Below are 19,930 nucleotides of genomic sequence, written 5' to 3' on the forward strand. Positions count from 1 at the left end.
ATCAAAGGCCGCGTGGCTGGATGCCTCGGTCGACCCGGGGACGTTCAGACGGCAGCGATGCATCGGCCTAGGCGAGACTCGCATGTGTATCGTACCAGCTCACATCCGGCCGCAAGACGTTGGTTATCTTGTTGCCGAGCGGAAGCCGGCGAATCCATCCCTTGTCACCGAAGAGTCGCTGCACGCGCACAATTTTGCGGTATCCCTCGACCACTCGGTCGCCACTAAGCCACTGGCCGGGAGCCTCTTCGCCGAACATTCCGCTTGAACCGTAGGGGAACCTGTACTCGACGAATCGTCCCTCGCGCGCCGGAGAGGGGCAGGACTGAAGCGGCACATGGCCCTGTCGGACGATCTTGAACTTGACGTAGCCCAATCCACTTAGGGCCGCTATTTCCTTGCGGATACCGGAGAGAGCATCTACTTCCGCTTCAATCGAAATATACTGGGGGCGGTCGTCGAACTCCGCGAGAGCCTTCAGACACAGCAGATCAGCTCCCTCGATGTCCACTTTCATGTAGTAGGGAATGCCGAATTGGCTGAGAATTTCGCCAAACTGCCTGCCTTCAACCGTGATTTCGCGCGATACAGCGCCCAGCCGCTCGTTACGCTTGGCGGCATCGCGTCGGATGCTTCCCCAGACGTCGTTGTCACTCTCAAAGAAGCTGATCGGGCCGGAAGTTTCCGCGACGGCAACGTTCAACAGCACTAGGCGTCCGGATTCTATGTCGTGAGTAAACTTCTGGCGACCCGCATGATAAAGCGCGGGGTGTGCCTCGATGGCTACGACCTTGAACCCCTTTGTCAAATAAAATTCGGTGTCTTCCCCGCGGTGGAAGCCCACATCGTAGATCAGATCCCTCTGCATGGCGCCTCTTTCAGCTCGCTCTCGCTACCCCGACAAGATCAGACTGACCCTGCATGGCTCAGGCCGCGTCCCAAACCGATGCGCTTCCAACTTCTGCCGGGCTCTGCTGCTTCCGCTTGCGCCTGCAGTTCCATGAGAGAGCGGCTTAACGCGAACGTCCTCCGCAGTATCGGACGGCACCACTCGTAGCGACGAGCGAAAGTCTCGGGTTCGATAGGAACGGGATCGGCTTCATCAAGTTGCTATCCAGCCTGCGATCGAACGTCCGCGCGACCATCGTCAAATTTGCGCTGCGCGCCGGACTTCCAGTGGGAAAGGTCTCTCCCGGTGATTTGTTCAAGCTCCTCGATTTCCGGAAGCATTATCGCGCGCATTTCGTCAGCCGATTCCTGGCTCAGCGGCGGGAAGTCGGCGACGAATGGTCGCCGCGTGATCTGCCACAGCGCGGTGCGCTGGCCGAGTTCAATCAATGGTCGTGCGCCATGGCGAGATGCCCAATAGATCGCCTCGACCATGCGCCGGGCAACCCTAGAGCGAGCGGCGCGAGGAGCCGAATTGACTTTCGCGCTCCCGACCCTGGAGCGATCAAGCGCGATGCGGCGCGCTCCAACAAAATCGCAGACCGCGTCCAAATAACCCTGCGGATTTGAACTTAGATCTTCATAGAACAGCACCATCACGCACGGCTTTCCAAATATCGCTTGCCATCGCCTGAGGTGAGTCGCGTAGCTGCACAGATCCGCGCCGCCGCTCATCTCGAGGCGCCAATATGCGTCGAAAGTATCATTCATCGCCAGATCGCGCTTGGAGCGGAATCCCCGCCGATGCCGATAAAACGAATACAGTCTGGCGGCCGGCTCGCGAAAGGTGACAATTATTTTGCAGTCCGGGATGTGCCGTTTGATTCTTTCCCGCGCGACCGCATTGGAGAAATAGCTGGGGCAAATCTCTCCCGCAGGCACATTAGCAGGATAGTCACCGAACAGGCTGCAATACCACTCGATTCCGCGATCGTAGCGAACATCGAAAAAGCGCGTTTCCTTTTCACTCGGCAAGCCGATGTGACCCATCAACGCTTCGTGCAACCAGGTCGTACCGGTTCGAGGGGGCCCCACATGAATGAAACTGGGCAGTCGTAATTCTTTTCCGTTACTCATTTCTCCTGACGCCGTATACCCAGATGCGAAACGCATCGCCGCGGCAGGACACTCTTCTCACGTCAACGATCACGCGACGCAGTCAAATGACCTTCGTGTAAGCGATCGCTCCCGCATGGGCGAGCCACGCATATGTCAAGTTTCTATCACCGACAACCCAACAAACGTAGCGCATCGGTGATTGGAAGTGAAGGAATGACGGATTCTCAACAGGGTGCATTCACGCCCGCGAGAATCCATCAATTTAACTTGTAAACGTGAGCCTGAAATGGAGCGTAAATATCTTTGAATTGAGAGCCGCCTTGGTCCACCGCAATTGAGCGATTTTCGCCGTACACTGATACCGCGCGAGCGGGCCGCCGTAGCGTGAAGCGGGCTTCAACGCTGTCGCCGCTGTGATTGTACGAAATAAGGTAACGGCTTCCGTCGTGGAGGCCCTTCTCCTTGGTAATCACGATGCCGGAAGCCGAATTTGCAGAGAGCACCGGGCTGTCCGGCGCGAGCAGGACCGGCTCAAGCGCGCTGATTCCACGCGTTACGTTGACCAATTCGTCGTAGCGCTGCTGGCGAACCACTGGGCCCTCGTTGCCCCAGGAGAGCCCGCGCACTCCGTATGACCAATAGAAGACTCCGCGCGCTCCTTCGGTTATCGCCATCCAGCTCATGTCATGGAGCTCCTGCTCGGTGGGGAAGTGCGATTGCGCATACGTCCGGAAAAACTGGATCACCGTCCACACCGGCCGTGCGCCATGCACCGCACCGATCACCTTCCTGGTCATATCGCCGACATAGCTTTCAGGAGCGCGGGTACCGATAGGGTATGGGTCAAGACCGAGCACGTCGACGGTGTCGCGCCAGAATTGAAATTCGTTGGGGTAGTTTTCCACCGCAAAAGCTATGCTGGCCGGGTCGTACTGCTTGATCACGCCATATTGATGGAATGTCCGCGGTTGCAGCTCGCTTGCGCATTCGTCACATGTGTAATAGCCGATCACGCGCGAATCGCCGGCCAATGCTTTACTATATTGAGCAATCACCTGGTCCGGGCCAACCTTTCCCGCATGCACCCATTTTGGATAATGCGCGCTATTCTTCAAAGGGAAAAGCGCGCCTACGGTCGCCAGGTAAAAAATGCCGAACGGCTCCATCGCCTCGGTGTAAGGGTAGATCACATCCGGCCAGCCGTTGCCGAGAAAATAATTTATCATCAGATTGATCGGCGCCTTGGCTATCCCCTTTAATCTCGGACTGTAGTTATCTGGCCGAAGCCCAGAGCCGGTCGTATCGTACAGGCCAATCACAAATCGCGGGCGGCCGCCCATGTGAATGATATTGTCCGAATCGATCCACGCCTTCATCGAGGCGCGCGTTTCGGTGCTGACCTTTACGATCGTGTAGGACGATTGCGTAAAGATTCGCTTGTCGCCGGGCCCTTCCAGATATCCCTGTAGCCGATATTGTCCAAGCGGAAGACTGCCCATGTCGATGTTCGCGACCATCGAGCCATCCACCGGTGGCGACAGCCGATGGGTCGAAAGCACCTTTCCGCCCGGATCCATAACTTCGAGCACGACGTGAAGCTGCGCCATGGTTGTGTCCGCAGGCGGATTAACATCGATGGAGACCCGCGCGACCTGGCTCTGGTCGCTGAACATCATTCCGCGATAGTTCGGGTACAGCAGAAACGTTTCCACCGGCGCAGGAAGCTCGCGCCGCACCGAAAATTTTCTAAACCATGACGTTCCAGCGACGGGTCCCACGTTTCCCGCAACGAAGGAACCGATGCTTCCATCGGCGACCGCAGCGTGCGCTTTCACCGCGGTAGTCCAAGCGGTCGTTCCTGCAACCGGCCAAGTGAACGCCCATTTATTGGCAGGAGTTGCCAACAGACTGATTCGGGCACCCGCGCGCCCCTGTGGCACGGTGATGGTGGTTTGAGTTTTTATTTCAGTCGAAATCGTGTACAGACCGGGCGGACATTTCAAAGCATTCCTGGCCGTTGCAACCGGCGGGTTGCACGGTACGTGCAGCCGCAGACTGGCGGAATCGCCGCTCCCTTCGAGGCTGAAGCAGGAAGGGTTGAGCGTCCAGCCTTGGAGTCCAGACCGCAGATCTCCGTTGACTAGAAGATTCGGTCCCAAACTGAACCCGGATTCCGGCTCATCGAGCCCTCCGGTAACGATGCCATCACAATGCCCGGCGCCAATCAGCGTGATCATCGAACTGCAGACGACGACCATTATGACAGCCATTCGACTAGTTACTCTCAGCATGACTTGATACTACCGATATAAGCCTTAGATTTCAATTATAGATCAGGATGCGGCGGTGGTTGCGATGAGGCAGAATCGCGCCTCGGCGAGCGGCGAGTCTCATGGATAGCACCTCGGCATAAGCCAGCGGGCGCTCCGGGAGCGAGCTAACATTCGCGGACTAAGCTTGTAGTGGCTATCGACGGACGGCCTTCGGACGAGGATCAATTCTCCCCGCTTCCATCACAATCCCACCTATCCTGCTCGCGGCTCCGGCCGAGCCATCCGATCGATCCGACCGCCGCCAAATAAGGTACGGCAACAACGCGAAAGCGGCCGGAACGGCGCGCAGCGGGTCACTGCCGCCACCGCGAGCGGGCCACAACCGCCAGACCGGCGCCGAGTTGACGCTGGAGCGGCTATCGGGTTAAAGATCTCGCGTTTGCAAAGTCAAAATGGAAATTCCGGGTAAAATGGGTCGGCTCGCTGAAAACAATAACGTGGATCATCCGCCATCCCCGCCGCCACATCACCCACAGAGCCTCGCGCAGTTTGCCGTTATGATCGGGCGGAGGGGCATGACTGATGTAACGTCGATTTACAGCGATACAGGCGCTGCCCATAGGCGCTTGATCGCTCTGGCGATGTTCGTGGTCTGGCTTGGTGTTGTCTCTTTTCTTGCATGGACGCATCTGGTTTGGCGCGATGAAGTGAAGGCGCTATCGATAGCCCTGCAGGGAGACTCTGTATTCGCCATGGTTAAGGAGCTTCGCTGGGAGGGTCATCCTGCTCTTTGGTACCTGCTTCTTCGCTCCGCGCATACGTTGGTCCCACGCCCTGAGGTTCTGCAGCTTGTTTCCATCGTTGTTGCAGCCCTTGCAGTGCTGATTCTCGTGCTACGCGCCCCCTTCAGCCTGCCGCTTCTGGCTCTGATTCTGACTGCGCGCTTTTCAATGTACGAGTATTCCGTGATGGCCCGCAACTACGGAATTAGCATGCTGCTTCTCTTCCTGTTCGCCGCCTTCTACGAGCGCCATCGCGATAGAGATTGTTTGCTGGGAGTGCTGTTGTTTTTGCTGGCTAACTGTAACGTGCATTCTGTACTGCTCGTCGGCGGGCTCCTGCTCTTTTGGTTTGTGGACATACTCTGCGGCGAAGCCGCCAACAAACTGCGGAATATCCGTATGTTTCTCTACAACGCGGCCCTGGCGGCCATTGGCGTCGTGACCTGCTTCATAACGGTCTTCCCGACGTTGGCTGATTCGATCAGGATTGACCCCAACAGTGTCACATTCAAGACACTGATTAAGGGAATGTTTCTGCCTTCGCTGCAGTTTTACTCCTGGGGTCTTCCGGGCCCTGACAGGTTGGCAAGGCTAATGCCGCTGCTCGGCAAGCCGTTGACGATAGTCAAGTCTCTGATCTTATTCGGCAGCACGCTGGGCTTGATTCGACGGACAGGCGCCTTCCTCGCCGCTTTGACAACTCTGGTTGGATTCTCCCTCTTCTTCGTAGTCCTCATCCCTGGATCGTATCGTCATCAAGCCCTGTGGCTTGTTTTTTTAATCTGTATGTACTGGCTTGCAGTGCCCGGAAATGCGCAGAAGGAGCCTGTTTCGCCTGTCCGACTGAAGCCGTTCGTCGGTCGGCTGTCAACCGCGGGCACGGCGCTGTTTGTGTTGGTTCTGCTTCTGCAGTTGCGGTACAGCGCCCAAAAGGTCTTCGGAACTGTGATCGCTCCAGTCGCGGCGCTGGACAACCGCAACAATAATGTGAGATCGATTCTCGCAGGACACCCAGACCTCAAGCAAGCGGTTATCATCGCAGATCCCGATTTTCTTTTGGAGACGCTGCCCTACTATGTCTCAAACCCAACCTACCTCATGCGAGAGCAACGGTATGGCAATGTAGTCCATTTCACACGCAAGGCTCAACTGGAGCTCAGCCTCGGCGATGTCCTGACCAATGGGCGGCGGCTCCAACAGGCGACGGGCAGGCCAGTCGTGATCCTGCTGTCACATGAGATTGATCCTTCACTACCTGCGCAGGTATATAAGGAGGGGATTAACTGGACCTTTACTATTATGCCCGAGCAGGCACGTGCCTTTCAATTGTCAACACGTCTTCTCAAACACCGCGCGCCGGCGGAAACTTTTGAAGAATACTACGCATATGCTATGGACAAATGAGGTGGATGTTCTCGCGACGGCTATTGCAATTCTCGCTTTCGTTCGACCGTGCAGCCAACAAACTTGCTTGTTACATGCGCGCGCGCGTCTTCGTCGCTCCATGCGAGCCTTTCGCCACTTCCCCGCCCTATCGTGCGGCATGCGCGCCGGATGCTCTCCCCTTTCTTGAAAGGTTCCAGCACGCGAGCCGCAAGGTTCGCGACGATTTCGCACTTGCAGACGCCAAGTTCATCCACGCCCAAATGCAGGAGCATTATTGGGAGGAAGACGTTGGCTTTGAGGTGAAGGTCAACAAGGGCTTCACGGAACTGAAGCCGAGCAATTACACTGCTGAAGCGGGCGAGCCCCCGATAGACTTCAGAGTGTCACCCGCAGACAAGAGCAACATGGCCAAGTACCTGTTCGGCGGATTCCAGCGATGCCTGTAGCCCGTGCAGAAGTTTCAGTCCGAACCTGAACGGAAGCTCGCGCGCATCTTGGACCGCGAGGCACTCAAGTGGTTCAGACCGGTAAGAGGACAGTTTCAGATTTGCTATAGAAAAGGATCAGAACACTTGGAATACCAGCCAGACTCCGTCGCCGAGACAGCCGACACGAAATACATGCTGGAGCCCAAGGCTCGCAACGAAATTACTGATCCAGAATCATTAACCCGGAATTTCCGTTTTGACGTCTGGGATCAGAATCCGTGTAGCCCAACCCCGCCCTGTAGCGCAAGCGACCGAGGCTCTTCCTTGGTCTTAGCTGAAGCTGGTCCACGAAAGCGGCCAGTCCCATCGTTTCGGCCGCGCCAGTTACCAGGATTTTCATTCAGGAGTCCCGTGCCTTAAACCGGATGGCGGCCGACCGAGTAGTAGTGGAAATCGAGCGTAAATGGCGTCGTTCGCCGCCCATGTGCGGTGATGCGTAATGAGTTGCGCTGGTTCCATCAGCTCTTGCATAATTTAGATACAAGATCGAGCGCGTGCTCAAACGCGAGCCGCGGGCTCTGGGAAACCAACCTATGGACACCGAACGAAGTGGCGCATCTGATCGGCTGCGCTGAAACAGATTTGAGCGGGCGTGAAGCATCGTCATGCTTGCAAAACCGAAATTCGGAAGCTATACAGCTACCTGAATCTCGCGAGGGCGGGTAAAACTGTCCGTCGAAGTGCCAAATGCCAAATGGTTGATCATGCGATGCACGCTTCGGCGCCAGAGGGCGACAGCGTCGGCCCTTCTGGACCTGGGGAACGCCTGCGCACGAGGCTTGCCCGGGCTCTCCTGTCAGCTTCGGTTGTGATGATCGCAAGCGTTCTGACGTTGCTGTTCGGCGAAATTTTTGTCCGTGTTTTTGTACCAACGCAGAGATTAGTGCCGCTGAACGAGGTAATTCTCGGAGTTCCTGCGCTAAGACCTGACATTCGCGAGGTTCACGTCGTACCTCACGCGTTTAGTGTGAGTTACACGACGAATGCGCAACGCTTCCGGTCGGCGAAGCTCTTCGCGCCCTTCCCGGACTCTCGCACCATAAGGGTGGCGGTATTAGGAGACAGCTTTACCTTTGGCTGGGGCGCCAATGATGATCAGACGTACCCAAGCCAGCTTGAGCGATTGCTGAATAGCAAATACGGGCCCGCAGAAGTGCTCAATGCCGGAATTCCCGGCATAGGCACAGGGGACGAGGCACTGTGGTATGATTTATGGGTTCGCCGTTTCCATCCTAATCTGGTTATTCTCACCGTCGTTCCGAACGACACCGACGACGACCTTGCTCGTCCCTTGTTTACCATTGACGCGTCGGGAGGCGTAAATCCGAAGTCCGCCGTACAACGCGAGCGATTTCAGTCTCGGACCCTGACCGCGCGCCAGTTCATTACCGAGTTACCCGGGTACGACTGGCTTGCGAAGCACTCCGAACTACTCAATCTGTTTCGCGGCACGATGTCTGGCCTGATTCGACGCCGCCATTTGAGAGATACTCGCGCCAGTGCTGGTCCTGCCGCCTTTGAAACCGTTGGTCTTCGTTTACTCGGTGGAGAAGTGCGGTGGCTTGATCAACAGGTTCGTTCGTCAGGTGCTCAATTGCTGGTCGTATTCGTCCCATTCAGGGAGAGCGTATATGGACAAGCATCGAAAACGAATTCCGTTGTAGGCGAATCCCTCGCGATGGTCGACACGCTTTCGCGCGTCTGCGCACAATCCAACATCCCGTTTCGCGATCTGACGTCCGAAATGAGAAGTGCTGGCGCCGGACAGCCGGCTCTTTTCTATACAAAATATGATATGCATCCGACCCCAGTGGGATATCAGGTTATCGCCGACCTGGTTTCGTCGCTGGTTCTCGATGAATTGCACTCTCGCGCGCAAAGCCCAGGGCTTGCTAAGGTACGGTAAACAATTGGGTTCAGATATCACCACGACTCCGATGACGGCCCAACCTCCCCCTGAGCGGAAGAGCGCACTCGCTCGCGCCGGCAAACGCATTGTCGCCGGCGCCAAGCGTTTGAATAAGCGTGTGGGGGAAGCCGAGGCACGATTAATCTTGAGAGTATTTTATTACACCGTCTTTGGCGTCGTGTCTTTGGCGCTTCGAAATGGGCGGCGAAAATCAATCGAGGGCGAGGACCGCGCCGAAGTAACGTGGTCTCCTCGCGTGTCCCCTGGCACCGATCCCACCAAACAGTATTAGCCCGGATTTCCGTTTTATGTGTGAACTACTGATTTGCTAAGGCGCCGAGATTCTAAAACTATGAGCGCACAAGCACCCGAGGCTGCCGCCATCGCATCGTCGCCGGTATTGTCTGCAAAAAATCTCGCGCTTGTCTGCTGCCCGGTTTGCGGCTGCGACCTCGAGAATGCGGCGCAAACGCTTCGATGCCTGCACTGCGGGCGCAACTTCGAATACGACAACGGGATTGCGCTGCTATTTTGGCCCGCCGGCGATCAAGCCTCAAGCGGAGACGTAACCGGCGTCGTGAAGGCATTTTATGAGCAGAATCCCTTCCCCAATTACGACGACGTCGAATCAAGCTTCACGCTGCGCGAAAAAGCCCGCAAAGGCATCTTCGCCCAATTGCTCGACGACAACCTCCCCTTGACGGCAAAGGTGCTGGAGGTTGGCTGCGGTACCGGCCAACTCAGCAACTTCCTTGGCGAGTGCACCACACGGACAGTAATCGGCGCCGACCTTTGCCTCAATTCGCTGCGGCTTGCGCAGGAATTCAAGCTGCGCAACGCGCTCGAGAATGTGACCTTCTACCAGATAAATCTGTTTCGCCCGCCGTTCAAGGCTGAAAGCTTCGATGTCGTCCTCAGCAACGGCGTGCTGCATCATACCAGCGACCCATACGGCGGGTTCAAATCGATCGTGCGCCTTATCAAAAAGGGCGGCATCATCTTGGTCGGCCTGTACAACACCTATGGGAGATTGCCCACCGATTTCCGGCGCACGATGATCCGGGTATTCGGCGACAAGGCTGCGGTTCTCGATCCACGCCTGCGAAAGGTATCGCTTAACGAGGGCAGGCGGCGGGCCTGGCTGTACGATCAATACAAGCACCCGCATGAATCCAAGCACACCTTTGGCGAAGTGCTGGAATGGTTCGAGCAGTGCGGGATCGAATTCATCGCCAGCATCCCGACATGCACGGGAAGCCCGCTGCTTCGAACCGAGCGGCTGTTCGATCAGCCCGAGCCGCATCCGACGCGCATGGCCCGCTTTCTGACCCAGGCAGGGATGCTACTAAAGGGCGGCGCGGAAGGTGGCCTCTTCATCATGATCGGACGCAAGCGTGCTCAGTGATCGATTGAACCCCGGGCAGAAGTCCGTTAAACTAATTATTCTTCGGAACGTAGTTTGAGAATCAGTTATGTTAGTTGAGATGGTAGACAAGGGCCTATCGTAAGGTCCGTTCCTGGACCCGGAGCTCTTCAAGGTGTGTTCTTAAGCGGATCGTAGCGATAATCACCAATCGGAATTTCAAATTAGTTTATGTACACACTTGGAGTCTCCTGCTTCTTTCATGACGCGGCCGCTGCGCTGCTGAACGACGGCGAACTCGTTGCAGCCGCAGAGGAAGAGAGATTCACGCGCAAGAAGCACGACTATAATTTTCCGGAAAAAGCTATCGACTTCTGTCTCCGTCGAGCACGAATCGACGGTAAAGAGCTCGATTCGGTCGTTTTTTTTGAAAAGCCCTTCCTGAAGTTGGAACGAATTCTAACGACTGCCGCAGCCACTTATCCGTCGTCGTGTGTGGTGTTCCAGAAGGCGATGATTACCTGGTTGAAGGACAAGTTGTGGATAAAAGGCAAGCTTGCCAATTATCTTAAACTCGATCCAAAAAAAGTAATCTTCTGCGAGCATCACCTCTCCCATGCCGCTAGCTCTTTCTTCTGCTCGCCATTCACCGATGCCGCCATACTCACCGTCGACGGAGTCGGCGAATGGGCTACCGCGACCTTTGGGGAAGGTCGCGGAACAGATCTCAAGCTCCTCGGCGAAATACGTTTTCCGCATTCCTTGGGGCTTCTCTATAGTGCATTCACCGCCTTGTTGGGCTTCGAAGTAAACGAAGGCGAGTACAAGGTGATGGGTATGGCTCCCTTCGGGCGTCCGGAGTATCGAGACAAAGTTTCAAAACTTATTCGAGTCGGCGGGGACGGCAGTTTCCAGCTTGACATGAAATATTTCTGCTTTGATAGATCGTCCACCGACACCTACAATGAAAAATTTGTAGAGCTTTTCGGACCGCCGCGAGCGCCGGAATCACCGTTCTTCACGGAGAGTTACGGCTACCCTTCGTATTTCGGGGCCAAGCCAACTGACTTCAAAAGGCAGGCAGAAACCAATCAGCACTATGCTAATATAGCCGCAAGCGTCCAGTCAGTTACAGAGGACGTACTTCTTCACATGGCGCGTCATTTGCAACAACGAACGGGACTCAAACGCCTGTGCCTAGCCGGTGGGGTTGCTCTAAACAGTGTTGCGAACTCGCGAATATTCAGGGAAGCCGGCTTTGATGAGATTTTTGTGCAACCAGCAGCCGGAGATGCAGGCGGTGCGCTCGGCGCTGCACTATGGGCTTATCATGTAGTCGATGGACGGCCGCGAAAATTTGAAATGACGCACGCATATTGGGGTGAGGAGCACTCGAACGGTTCGGTCGTTGATTATCTCAATTCGCAATCCGTCAGACACGAAACCTTCGACAACGAAGATGCCCTGTGCGGTAGGGCTGTGGCAGCGCTCGAAGCCGGTTCAGTGGTGGGTTGGATGCAGGGACGATTCGAGTGGGGCCCTCGAGCTCTCGGCAACCGTTCGATTCTGGCTGATCCGAGACGATCGGAAATGAAGGAAATAGTCAACACCAAGATAAAATTCCGCGAACCGTTTCGTCCTTTCGCCCCGTCTGTCCTCGTCGACAAGGCCTCCGATTTCTTCGAAGCGCGAGTCGCCGAGCAGTTGCCGGCTCGTTTCATGGCCATGGTAGCAAACGTCCATCCCGCGGCAAGGGAAAAAATCCCCGCTGTCACCCATGTCGATGGCACGGCGCGCCTTCAGACAGTCCTTCCCGAAACCAATCCGCTGTATGCCCGACTCCTGTCTGGATTTGAGCAAGCGACGGGAATACCAGTCCTACTCAACACCTCGTTCAACCTGCGCGGTGAGCCAATTGTAAATACGCCGGCCGAGGCCCTGAGCAGCTTCGCTCGCAGCGGGATGGACATGGTCGTCTTAGAGAATACGATAGTTAAAAAAGAGGATCTGTAATGAGTAAACTGGGGACCCGACTCGGAATCCTTCGCGAGTTGGCGGAATTTCTTCGGTCTAACAGAAAATTGTGGCTGACTCCCGTAGTCGTTCTGCTGGTTTTCATAGGCTTGCTCGTTGTGGCCGCTGAGACGTCCGCGGTTGCGCCATTCATCTACACTCTGTTTTAGTCCTTCTGAAATGAGCGGCACCGCTCTGCAAGACGTTGGCCGATTATCGCACTTCTTGAAAATCGAGCTGCCGAACTGGAGTTACCCCGGACCCCTTGGGCGCGGCGGTCTACTTCACTGTCATCTGATTAATCGAAAACTTTGGCCCGTGTATCGCGCGACGCCGGATGACGCCGACCTCGTGAAATCCGACTTGATAAACCGCCTTCATGGGGGTGGGATTGTTGCTGGCGACAATAGTGAACAGGCGGGGGCGCTCGCGCAGCTGCCAATCAGTCGCGAAATACAGCAACGCCCGGTAAAGTCCGCGGCCACGGAATTTTTCCACGGTGTATGACGTCGATAACTCCGCCTCCCCGGGTTCCAACACGATTATCGGGCGCTCGGCCGGATAGTCGTACGCCCAGACCACGCCTCCCAGTTCCCCGTTGAGCTCGAGCGTCGCGCAGTGTGATGCGCCGCTCATCTGGTCGCGCCAGAATTCATTGGACAGGGCGGTCCGCTTTTCGCGAGCGCGCTTGAGGCGATCCAAAGCGTCGGCATACATGGTGACGCCGTCGGGTACCGGAAGCGGCGCCAGCTGCTCTCCGCGATTGATTACGAAAATGTGAAAGTCGAGGAGCCTCAGCGAATCGAGAGCAATTCGCGGCAGATTCAGGATCCCCTCGTCTCGAATCAGTGCGAGAACTGCTGAAACGCGTGGCATGCAGAAATCACTCGAACCGGCGAGTCGTTATTGAGTCACGCCGGACTTGCCCAGTCAGATTCCGCGGCAAAATGGTTTCCAAAAGAACAGCAATCTATCAAGCGGGCGAACACGAACGCAAATTGCCAATCGTTGGCGGGCAAAATCACGCTAATCAAGCACCCGCCGGAGGGGGTGATTTTTCAAATTTGCACAGTTTGACAACAAAGCCGTAACAGAGCTAAGACTGAATGGCTTGGGGCGAAAAGAACGAGCATTTGACGCTTTAGGGCAGATTTAGGGGACTGCTGCCCGAAGGCTCGGGATGCTGGAACGATACCGCTGGGGGGTGACATTGAATCCGCAAAATAGCAGGGAAGTGGCAGAGCGAATTGCCGATGCAATTTGTATTTTCGTCGGCTACTTTGTCGCGTCAGAAATCGTGCTCGCGCTGTACAGGGGACAGATTCAGGTATTCCCGCACGGCAGGCCTTCCGAAGCGCAATCGCAGTATTCGGCCCTTTTAATCCTCGCGATCCTGTCCTGGCTGACGCTGACCGCATACACGGAGACCTATCGACCCCACCGTACGGAACGCCTCAATTTCCTTGCTCGCAGGCTGATACAGACGTTGCTGATCTGGTCCCTCGTGACGATTGCGGCGATCTTTGCACTGAAATTTCAATATCTGAGCCGACAGTTCACTGCTTATTTCATTGCCGCGTCGGCGGTTCTCATCTGCTTCAGGCAGATGGGAACCACACTTTTGCTGCGGAGCCTGCGCCGCTCCGCACATAAGTGGCGGACTGCGGTCGTGATCGGCGACGACGAGGCATCCCGCGAGCACTTCGCGCGACTTCTGACCACCGCGCATCCCATGGGCTATCAGCGGGTAGACGCTAAGCCGGCGAAGCGGGCGGTTGATTGCAACGGCAATCGGGCGGAGTCTGGCTGCGACCTGAAGTGCGCTTCGCTCAAAGAGATTGATGATGTTTACCTCATCGGCATGAACGACGGGGCGGACGGGCCGGCGAGTACGGAGTGCATGCTCACCCTTCTCAAGCAAGGCAAGTCCGTCCACATCATACCCAGCCTGCTCGATACAAGGCTGTTCCGCCAGTCGCTCGGCGATATCGCGGGCATTCCTGTGCTTTCAGTAAGCAAGGGTGAGCTGACCCCCATTCAGGCAGCTGTGAAACGCGCCATCGATTTCGTCGTGTCGGGGCTGTTGTTAATCGCTCTGTCCCCGGTGATGGCCGCAATCGCGGTCGCAATCAAATTGACCTCGCCGGGCCCTGTGCTGTTTCGTCAGAAGCGCCTGGGTCTCAACGGAAAACCCTTTACTTTTTATAAATTCCGCACCATGCGCGCCGACGCGGAGCAGATCCTGAAGGACTCGCCGTCCTTGTACGCCAAATTCCTGAAAAACAATTTCAAGCTTCCCAAGGGCGAAGATCCACGCCTCGCTCCGCTCGGGAATTTCCTGCGTGCAGCCAGCCTCGATGAGCTGCCGCAACTATTCAACGTGTTGAGCGGTGAAATGAGCCTGGTCGGGCCGCGCCCGGTCGAGCCCCCTCAGGCGGTTCAATACGGCGATTCAGCGATGCTCTTCATGTCCGCCAAGCCAGGGATGACCGGCCATTGGCAAGTCAGCGGCCGCAGCGAGATCGCGGAGTACCAGAAGCGGGTCGAATTGGACCTCGAATACATCCGCGACCAATCGCTCGGCAAAGACCTCGAGATATTGCTGCGGACCGTTCCGGCAGTGTTGCGGCGCAAGGGCGCCCACTAGGGAGCCTCTGCACAGGCAGTTGAGTGCCATTTGCTTGCTAAGCGGCGCATCGACTCGCTGTCGTAGATCGCGTCCTCGGCCTGCGGCTCCGACAGGTCGAACCACTGCTGCAGGAAATAGATGCGTGCAGAGGTTCCCTAGCGGGCGAGGTCTACTTCCAGACTTTCGACACGGACGCCGGCTTGCTCGAAGCGAATCACCATCTGGCATCCGCTGGTCTTGAGCGTGAGCGCGTATGCGCCGGGGCTCCGCTGCGTTGAGGTTATCTGCTCGACCGTATCCCCCTTGAGCGTCGCGAGCGCCTTGTTGAGCTCGGCCAGCGACTGGGCCACTTCGCGGCCGCGCGGCGTTTTCATGAACAGTGCGTTGAGCGACAGCTCCGCGCCGGGACCGAACAGCCGTCTGACGCGGCCGCTGGTCAGCGCGACCTCGACGATCGCGCCGAGACGAAGCTGGAGATCCGCCGGCACTTCGAGCGACTCGATCGCCGACTTGAGCGAGAGATAGACCTCGCGCGCCTGCGGATCGCTCGTCGCGTCGAGGAACGCCTGAATTTGCGGAATAAGGATGTCGCGCTGGAGACTATCGAGCGTTATCGATTCGCCCGCTTTGGGCTGGTCGTCGCTCGCCATCGCCGTTTACGACTTGGTGTGTCCGCCGTCGTTTTGTCCGAGCAACGCCGCCAGCTCGTGCTCGAAGCCGCCGGTCTCGATCGCGCAGTGCATCCCGCATTCCTTCGGCGCGCCTGTTTCCCACCACCACCTGCCTGCGCGAGCGTCCTGGCCCTCGCCTACCGCGCGCGTGCACGGCGCGCATCCTATGGACTTGTAGCCCTTGGCGTAGAGCGCGTTGTAGGGCACGTCGTTGGCGCGGATGTAATCCCAGACCTCGTCTTCAGTCCAGTCAGCCAAAGGCGCGAGCTTCACGATACCGCCGTGGTCGTGATCGATTTCAACTTTGCGGATGTTAGAGCGCGTCGCCCACTGATCGCGGCGCAGTCCCGTCACCCACGCGCCGTAATTCATGAGCGCACGGCGCAGCGGCAGCACCTTGCGCACCTGGCAGCATAGCAGGCGCAGGTTGACGTCGTTGTAGAAAAGATTGTTGCCGTGCCGGGTAACCATCTGCTCCACGACTGCCGTATCAGGCATGAAGATTTCAACCTTGATTCCGTAGCGCTGGCGATACTTGTCGATTAGGTCGTAAGTCTCCTGCGGCGTCCGCCCCGTATCGATCGTAAACACGCGGATGTTCGGATCGATCTTGTGCGCCATGTCGATCAACACGCAGCCCTCGGCCTGGAAGCTGCAGCAAATCGCCAGCTCCTTGCCGAACCGATCGATGGCCCACGCCAGGACTTCCTGAGGCTCCTTGTCGTCGAGCTCGACGGCGGCTTCACCCGCCTCGAGTTCGTCCATAATCAGGCTCAGTTCGGGCTTTTCGATTTGCACTTGGGGTCCTGCGGCCATGACGGAGTCCTTGGGGCGATACCCGGTTCAGGCGGCGGCGACATTGGCGCCGGCTGCGTCTCCACTTGCGATCGAGATCAGGTCAGCGTCGGGGGTGCGCACGCAAAAATGCGTGAAGGTCTCGTTGGCGTTGCGCCGTTCGAGGTAAGTCCCGAACAGCCGCGACACGTAGTCTTCGACCATTGCGGACGGCACGCGGCGTATGATCGGCTTGCCGATCGCCGCGTCCTTGCCCAGCCCGCCGCGCAATATAATGTCGAAGGCCTCGAGCGGCTCGCCCGCGGGTCCGCGGCCGGTCGTGCCCTGCAACCCGATATCGCCGGTCCAGTGCTGCGCGCACGCATGAGGGCATCCGTCGAGATTCAGCTTGAGACCGCCGACCTGCTCGCCGAACTGATTCACCAGCCGCTCGATGATTGTCGCGAGCTTGGTCTTGGTCGGCGTGACGGCGTAGTTGCAATGCGGATCGCCGATGCATCCGATCGACGACGCGTAGAGGCCGTTCGCATCCAGCGGGAAACCGATCGCGCCAACTTGCGCGATCACGTCGTCGAGCTGCGCGGTCGGAATCCCGGTGACGATGAAATTCTGCCGGCGCGTGAGACGGATGTCGCCGCCGAACGAGGCCGTGACCGCCGCAACCTCGCGCATCTGCCGCCCGCTCATCAGGCCCAGGTAAACCGGAAAGCCGACGTAGTTGAGCCCGGGCTGTTTTTGCTCGCGGATGCCCATGTGATCGCTCTCGGTCTCAGGGATCGGCATCGCGGCGAGATTCTCGAGCGCGAAGCCGAGCCGCGCTTCGACCAGCCGGCGAAATTCCTCCGGCCCGTAATCGTCGATCATGAACTTGAGCCGCGCCTTGACGCGCGAGATTCGGTACTCGGTCGTCCCCTTCCACACGTCGATGATCGCGCGCATCACCGGCATCGCCTGCTCGCGCGTGATGAACACGCCCAGATGCCGCGACAGGCGCGGCGTGGACGACTGTCCGCCGCCGACGCGCACCGCAAAGCCCTCGCGCCCGTCCTTCACCATCCCGACCAGCGCGACGCAGTTGATCTCGGGAGCGTTGCACTGATGCTGGCATGCGGCGATCGATATCTTGTGCTTGCGCGGCAGGTCCGAGTACTCGCGATTGCCGTAAAAAAATCCCGCGGCGTCGGCAACGAGCGGCGTCACGTCGAAAATTTCGTCCCGATCCACGCCTGCGACCGGGCATCCCGTGATGTTGCGCACCACGTCGCCGCATCCGCCCATCGTCGTCAGCCCCACGCTCTTGAGCTTCTCCAGAATCTCGGGGAATTTGTCGAGCGTGATGTAATGAAGCTGGAAATTCTGGCGCGTGGTCAGTTCGCCCTGGTCGCGCCCGTAGGTCTCGGAGATTTCACCCAACATGCGCAACCCCTCGGCGCTGAGGATGCCACTGGGGATTTTCACCCGCATCATGAACGTGCCGATCTTCGGCTTGTCATGGTACATGCCGAACCACTGGAGCCGCACGATGTCTTCTTCGGGAAGCTTTTCATACGACGTCTGTGCCAGCCGGTCCCATTGATTTGCCAGCTCAGTGGGGAACAGCTCGTGCTTTAGGCGCTCGACTGAATTGCGCTTCAAGACCATTTCCCAAGTCGGCGGTTCTCTCTTCGGCACTGATCGAATCTCCTGCGGACATAAAAAGTAACTTAGATTACTGATTTAGTCAATTAAGTAGATGACTAAGCTGGTCGCCTATTCCACCGATTGACGCGTTATGCTAACAATATGACCGGGGAAGCTCCGGAAAAAATGAAGTTCGGCGTCGGCGTTGACTACTCTTTGAAAGCCCTTCTGCTGCTGGCAGAGCGTTATCCTACCACTTTGCCCGTTCGAGTCGAGGAAATAGCAGCGACCCAGGACATCCCCGAAAACTACCTGCGTCGGCTCTTGATCGAACTCAAGCGCGGCGGTCTGGTCGCCAGCCAGAAAGGGCCCAGCGGCGGATACATGCTGGCCAAGCCGCCGGCGCGAATCACGATGGCGGACGTGGTGGAAATAATCGAGGGTGACTACACCCCGGTTGAATGCCTCGAGGAAAGCTCGTCGTCATGCCCGCGCGATCAGGCATGCGCGATGCGCGACGTTTGGCGCGAGGTCCGCGATTCGGTCAACGGAATCCTGCGTGGAGTGACGCTGCAGGCGCTATCGGAAAAGCGCAAGCACGCAATCAGCTACAACATCTAGGACAGGCGCCGGCGCCTCATTGGCGCCTCCTTCGAGATCGCTTACACGTGCGCGAGGACGTCCTCGTGCAGCTTGCGCATCAGCTCTTCGTCCCGCGCGACGGCGCCGGTAAAGATAACCTGCGACGTGCTCCAGTCCTTCGCGCGCCGCTTCAGCTCGACAATGCATTCCTCCGGCGTTCCGATCAGCGTCATCGGCGAAGCCAGTATCCCTTCGGGGGTCTGACCGAACATCGGCGCCATCATCTCGGCGGTCTTGCGGGTGGCTTCGCGGGAGTCCGAAATAATCGCCGCGAAAATGTAGTTGCTGATCCGGACAGCGTCAGGTTTGCGGCCCAGCCGCCTGGCTTCCTCGCGGATGAAGCTCACCTTTTCGCGGAACGAGTCGTCGGTCGTGCGCTTCACAACTTCGAGCGAGATATATCCGGCCTTGCCCGCATCCGGAATGATGTTGACGTAGTCCGCGTATTTGGCCGCGAGGCGCAGCAGACCTTTGCCCCCGCCACCGACGATTATCGGCGGATGTGGCTGCTGTATGGGCTTGGGCCACAGGATCGCATCTTTGAAATGGTAGAACTCACCGTCGAAAGTCGTGCGCTCGTTCTTCCACAGCGACAGGATGCAGGTCATCGCTTCGTCGAGCATCCGCAGCCGCTCGGTGATGGGCGGGAACGCGATCCCGCTCATCTTGAATTCCGTCTCGGTCCATCCGGTGCCGAGACCGGCGACGAGCCGGCCGCCGCTCAGCCGGTCCAGCGTCATCAGGCTCTGCGCCGTGATTGCGGGATGACGAAACAAATTGCACAGCACGAGATGGCCGACGCGGATCTTCTTCGTGGCTTCGATGACGGCGGCGGCCATCGCGATATGGTCATACGCCGGCTCCTTCGGATCGTATTGCCGCTCCGGACCTTCCTCCACGAGATGATCGGGAAAAACGATCAGGTCGTAGCCGAGTGCCTCCGCGGCTTGCGCGTTGGCCCGATACTGGGCGGGCTCCATGTTGTGCAGCTGAATTCCAAACTCCATTTTGTACCTCGTAAAAAAGCCGGGATTTGAGTCGGCTAGGTTAGCAGAGCGGCCAGCCCTCAAGAAATCCAATTGCGCCGGACGTTTGCCGCATCAGCGCGCAAGTTGTTCTCTGCGGTTAGCTGCCGATGCCTACGAAATCATCAAATGTTGCATTAGGCATCATTGAATAGCCGGTCAAAAATGGTTATATTCATTCAAGGATGAAACGGGATGATGAGGCTGCGGTTTCGCCTTGCATGCGCCTGCCGATGAAGCACGTTGCCTGCGCGAGCTGCCTGACAAAGGGGATCTATGACTCCATGTAGCGCGCCAACTTCTTCGCCAAATGCATTCCAACCCAGA

16 protein-coding genes and 1 pseudogene are annotated in these 19,930 nt (G+C 57.4%); 8 read left to right on the plus strand and 9 right to left on the minus strand.

All coding sequences use genetic code 11. The features are described from left to right. Window positions 1–67: 67 nt before the first annotated feature. The 3 genes from ABR989_RS05620 to ABR989_RS05630 all read right to left on the minus strand — a co-directional run bounded on the left by ABR989_RS05620 (window position 68) and on the right by ABR989_RS05630 (window position 4,277). Window positions 68–868: an FkbM family methyltransferase gene (locus tag ABR989_RS05620; RefSeq protein WP_428126374.1), complete on the minus strand. Its 801-nt coding sequence runs from the start codon at window positions 866–868 to the stop codon at window positions 68–70. A gap of 242 nt (window positions 869–1,110) precedes the next feature. Further along, window positions 1,111–2,025 carry a sulfotransferase domain-containing protein gene (locus ABR989_RS05625; RefSeq protein ID WP_428126377.1) on the minus strand — a complete coding sequence of 305 codons (915 nt, stop codon included), beginning with the start codon at window positions 2,023–2,025 and terminating at the stop codon, window positions 1,111–1,113. Window positions 2,026–2,264: 239 nt separating this feature from the next. Next, window positions 2,265–4,277 (minus strand): hypothetical protein, encoded by a 2,013-nt coding sequence (locus ABR989_RS05630; RefSeq protein WP_428126379.1) that lies wholly within the window; start codon window positions 4,275–4,277, stop codon window positions 2,265–2,267. Between the two features lie 455 nt (window positions 4,278–4,732). Between ABR989_RS05630 and ABR989_RS05635 the strand changes: the two genes are divergently transcribed. The 6 genes from ABR989_RS05635 (at window position 4,733) to ABR989_RS05660 (ending at window position 12,391) form a co-directional block, all read left to right on the plus strand. Next, window positions 4,733–6,466 carry a hypothetical protein gene (locus ABR989_RS05635; RefSeq protein ID WP_428126380.1) on the plus strand — a complete coding sequence of 578 codons (1,734 nt, stop codon included), beginning with the start codon at window positions 4,733–4,735 and terminating at the stop codon, window positions 6,464–6,466. Further along, window positions 6,463–6,894 (plus strand): hypothetical protein, encoded by a 432-nt coding sequence (locus tag ABR989_RS05640; protein WP_428126382.1) that lies wholly within the window; start codon window positions 6,463–6,465, stop codon window positions 6,892–6,894. Before ABR989_RS05635 ends, ABR989_RS05640 begins: the two co-directional genes overlap by 4 nt. Before the next feature lie 736 nt (window positions 6,895–7,630). Next, complete coding sequence (locus ABR989_RS05645) at window positions 7,631–8,842, plus strand: SGNH/GDSL hydrolase family protein (RefSeq protein ID WP_428126385.1); 1,212 nt, start codon at window positions 7,631–7,633, stop codon at window positions 8,840–8,842. 355 nt (window positions 8,843–9,197) lie between these two features. After that, window positions 9,198–10,250, plus strand: a complete 1,053-nt coding sequence (locus ABR989_RS05650) for a methyltransferase domain-containing protein (RefSeq protein WP_428126387.1) — start codon at window positions 9,198–9,200, stop codon at window positions 10,248–10,250. Between the two features lie 189 nt (window positions 10,251–10,439). After that, window positions 10,440–12,221: a carbamoyltransferase family protein gene (locus ABR989_RS05655; protein WP_428126388.1), complete on the plus strand. Its 1,782-nt coding sequence runs from the start codon at window positions 10,440–10,442 to the stop codon at window positions 12,219–12,221. Then, window positions 12,221–12,391, plus strand: a complete 171-nt coding sequence (locus tag ABR989_RS05660) for a DUF5989 family protein (RefSeq protein ID WP_428126390.1) — start codon at window positions 12,221–12,223, stop codon at window positions 12,389–12,391. The genes ABR989_RS05655 and ABR989_RS05660 overlap by 1 nt, the downstream gene beginning before the upstream one ends. Window positions 12,392–12,500: 109 nt before the next feature. Here the strand turns inward: ABR989_RS05660 and ABR989_RS05665 are convergent, their stop codons facing one another. After that, window positions 12,501–13,097 (minus strand): GNAT family N-acetyltransferase, encoded by a 597-nt coding sequence (locus ABR989_RS05665; protein WP_428126392.1) that lies wholly within the window; start codon window positions 13,095–13,097, stop codon window positions 12,501–12,503. Window positions 13,098–13,401: 304 nt separating this feature from the next. Here ABR989_RS05665 and ABR989_RS05670 point away from each other — a divergent pair, with 304 nt between their 5' ends. Next, complete coding sequence (locus ABR989_RS05670) at window positions 13,402–14,868, plus strand: sugar transferase (protein ID WP_428126393.1); 1,467 nt, start codon at window positions 13,402–13,404, stop codon at window positions 14,866–14,868. A gap of 35 nt (window positions 14,869–14,903) precedes the next feature. Here the strand turns inward: ABR989_RS05670 and ABR989_RS05675 are convergent. The 4 genes and pseudogenes from ABR989_RS05675 to ABR989_RS05690 form a co-directional block, all read right to left on the minus strand. Continuing rightward, a pseudogene (locus ABR989_RS05675) lies at window positions 14,904–14,993 on the minus strand (hypothetical protein); the annotation flags it as partial. Window positions 14,994–15,005: 12 nt separating this feature from the next. Next, window positions 15,006–15,500, minus strand: a complete 495-nt coding sequence (locus tag ABR989_RS05680; RefSeq protein ID WP_428126395.1) for a hypothetical protein — start codon at window positions 15,498–15,500, stop codon at window positions 15,006–15,008. 6 nt (window positions 15,501–15,506) lie between these two features. Further along, window positions 15,507–16,337: a phosphoadenylyl-sulfate reductase gene (locus ABR989_RS05685; RefSeq protein ID WP_428126397.1), complete on the minus strand. Its 831-nt coding sequence runs from the start codon at window positions 16,335–16,337 to the stop codon at window positions 15,507–15,509. A 27-nt stretch (window positions 16,338–16,364) separates the two neighbouring features. After that, entirely contained in the window at window positions 16,365–17,987 is a 1,623-nt protein-coding gene (locus ABR989_RS05690) for a nitrite/sulfite reductase (RefSeq protein WP_428126400.1), read from the minus strand. A gap of 135 nt (window positions 17,988–18,122) precedes the next feature. On the opposite strand from ABR989_RS05690, the gene ABR989_RS05695 reads away from it, so the two are divergent. Next, window positions 18,123–18,557, plus strand: a complete 435-nt coding sequence (locus tag ABR989_RS05695) for an RrF2 family transcriptional regulator (RefSeq protein WP_428126402.1) — start codon at window positions 18,123–18,125, stop codon at window positions 18,555–18,557. A gap of 41 nt (window positions 18,558–18,598) precedes the next feature. Here ABR989_RS05695 and ABR989_RS05700 read toward each other — a convergent pair whose 3' ends face one another. Further along, entirely contained in the window at window positions 18,599–19,585 is a 987-nt protein-coding gene (locus ABR989_RS05700; protein ID WP_428126404.1) for an LLM class flavin-dependent oxidoreductase, read from the minus strand. Window positions 19,586–19,930 lie beyond the last annotated feature (345 nt).

The organism is Binatus soli (SeqCode) (assembly GCF_050015535.1).
GTDB classification, from domain to species: domain Bacteria; phylum Desulfobacterota; class Binatia; order Binatales; family Binataceae; genus Binatus; species Binatus soli.

Bases quoted from the DNA above. Each gene is read 5' to 3' on its own strand.
- ABR989_RS05620 (WP_428126374.1), bottom strand. From the start codon at position 868: ATGCAGAGGGATCTGATCTACGATGTGGGCTTCCACCGCGGGGAAGAC.
- ABR989_RS05625 (WP_428126377.1), bottom strand. From the start codon at position 2,025: ATGAGTAACGGAAAAGAATTACGACTGCCCAGTTTCATTCATGTGGGG.
- ABR989_RS05630 (WP_428126379.1), bottom strand. From the start codon at position 4,277: ATGGCTGTCATAATGGTCGTCGTCTGCAGTTCGATGATCACGCTGATT.
- ABR989_RS05635 (WP_428126380.1), top strand. From the start codon at position 4,733: ATGGAAATTCCGGGTAAAATGGGTCGGCTCGCTGAAAACAATAACGTG.
- ABR989_RS05640 (WP_428126382.1), top strand. From the start codon at position 6,463: ATGAGGTGGATGTTCTCGCGACGGCTATTGCAATTCTCGCTTTCGTTC.
- ABR989_RS05645 (WP_428126385.1), top strand. From the start codon at position 7,631: ATGGTTGATCATGCGATGCACGCTTCGGCGCCAGAGGGCGACAGCGTC.
- ABR989_RS05650 (WP_428126387.1), top strand. From the start codon at position 9,198: ATGAGCGCACAAGCACCCGAGGCTGCCGCCATCGCATCGTCGCCGGTA.
- ABR989_RS05655 (WP_428126388.1), top strand. From the start codon at position 10,440: ATGTACACACTTGGAGTCTCCTGCTTCTTTCATGACGCGGCCGCTGCG.
- ABR989_RS05660 (WP_428126390.1), top strand. From the start codon at position 12,221: ATGAGTAAACTGGGGACCCGACTCGGAATCCTTCGCGAGTTGGCGGAA.
- ABR989_RS05665 (WP_428126392.1), bottom strand. From the start codon at position 13,097: ATGCCACGCGTTTCAGCAGTTCTCGCACTGATTCGAGACGAGGGGATC.
- ABR989_RS05670 (WP_428126393.1), top strand. From the start codon at position 13,402: ATGCTGGAACGATACCGCTGGGGGGTGACATTGAATCCGCAAAATAGC.
- ABR989_RS05680 (WP_428126395.1), bottom strand. From the start codon at position 15,500: ATGGCGAGCGACGACCAGCCCAAAGCGGGCGAATCGATAACGCTCGAT.
- ABR989_RS05685 (WP_428126397.1), bottom strand. From the start codon at position 16,337: ATGGCCGCAGGACCCCAAGTGCAAATCGAAAAGCCCGAACTGAGCCTG.
- ABR989_RS05695 (WP_428126402.1), top strand. From the start codon at position 18,123: ATGAAGTTCGGCGTCGGCGTTGACTACTCTTTGAAAGCCCTTCTGCTG.
- ABR989_RS05700 (WP_428126404.1), bottom strand. From the start codon at position 19,585: ATGGAGTTTGGAATTCAGCTGCACAACATGGAGCCCGCCCAGTATCGG.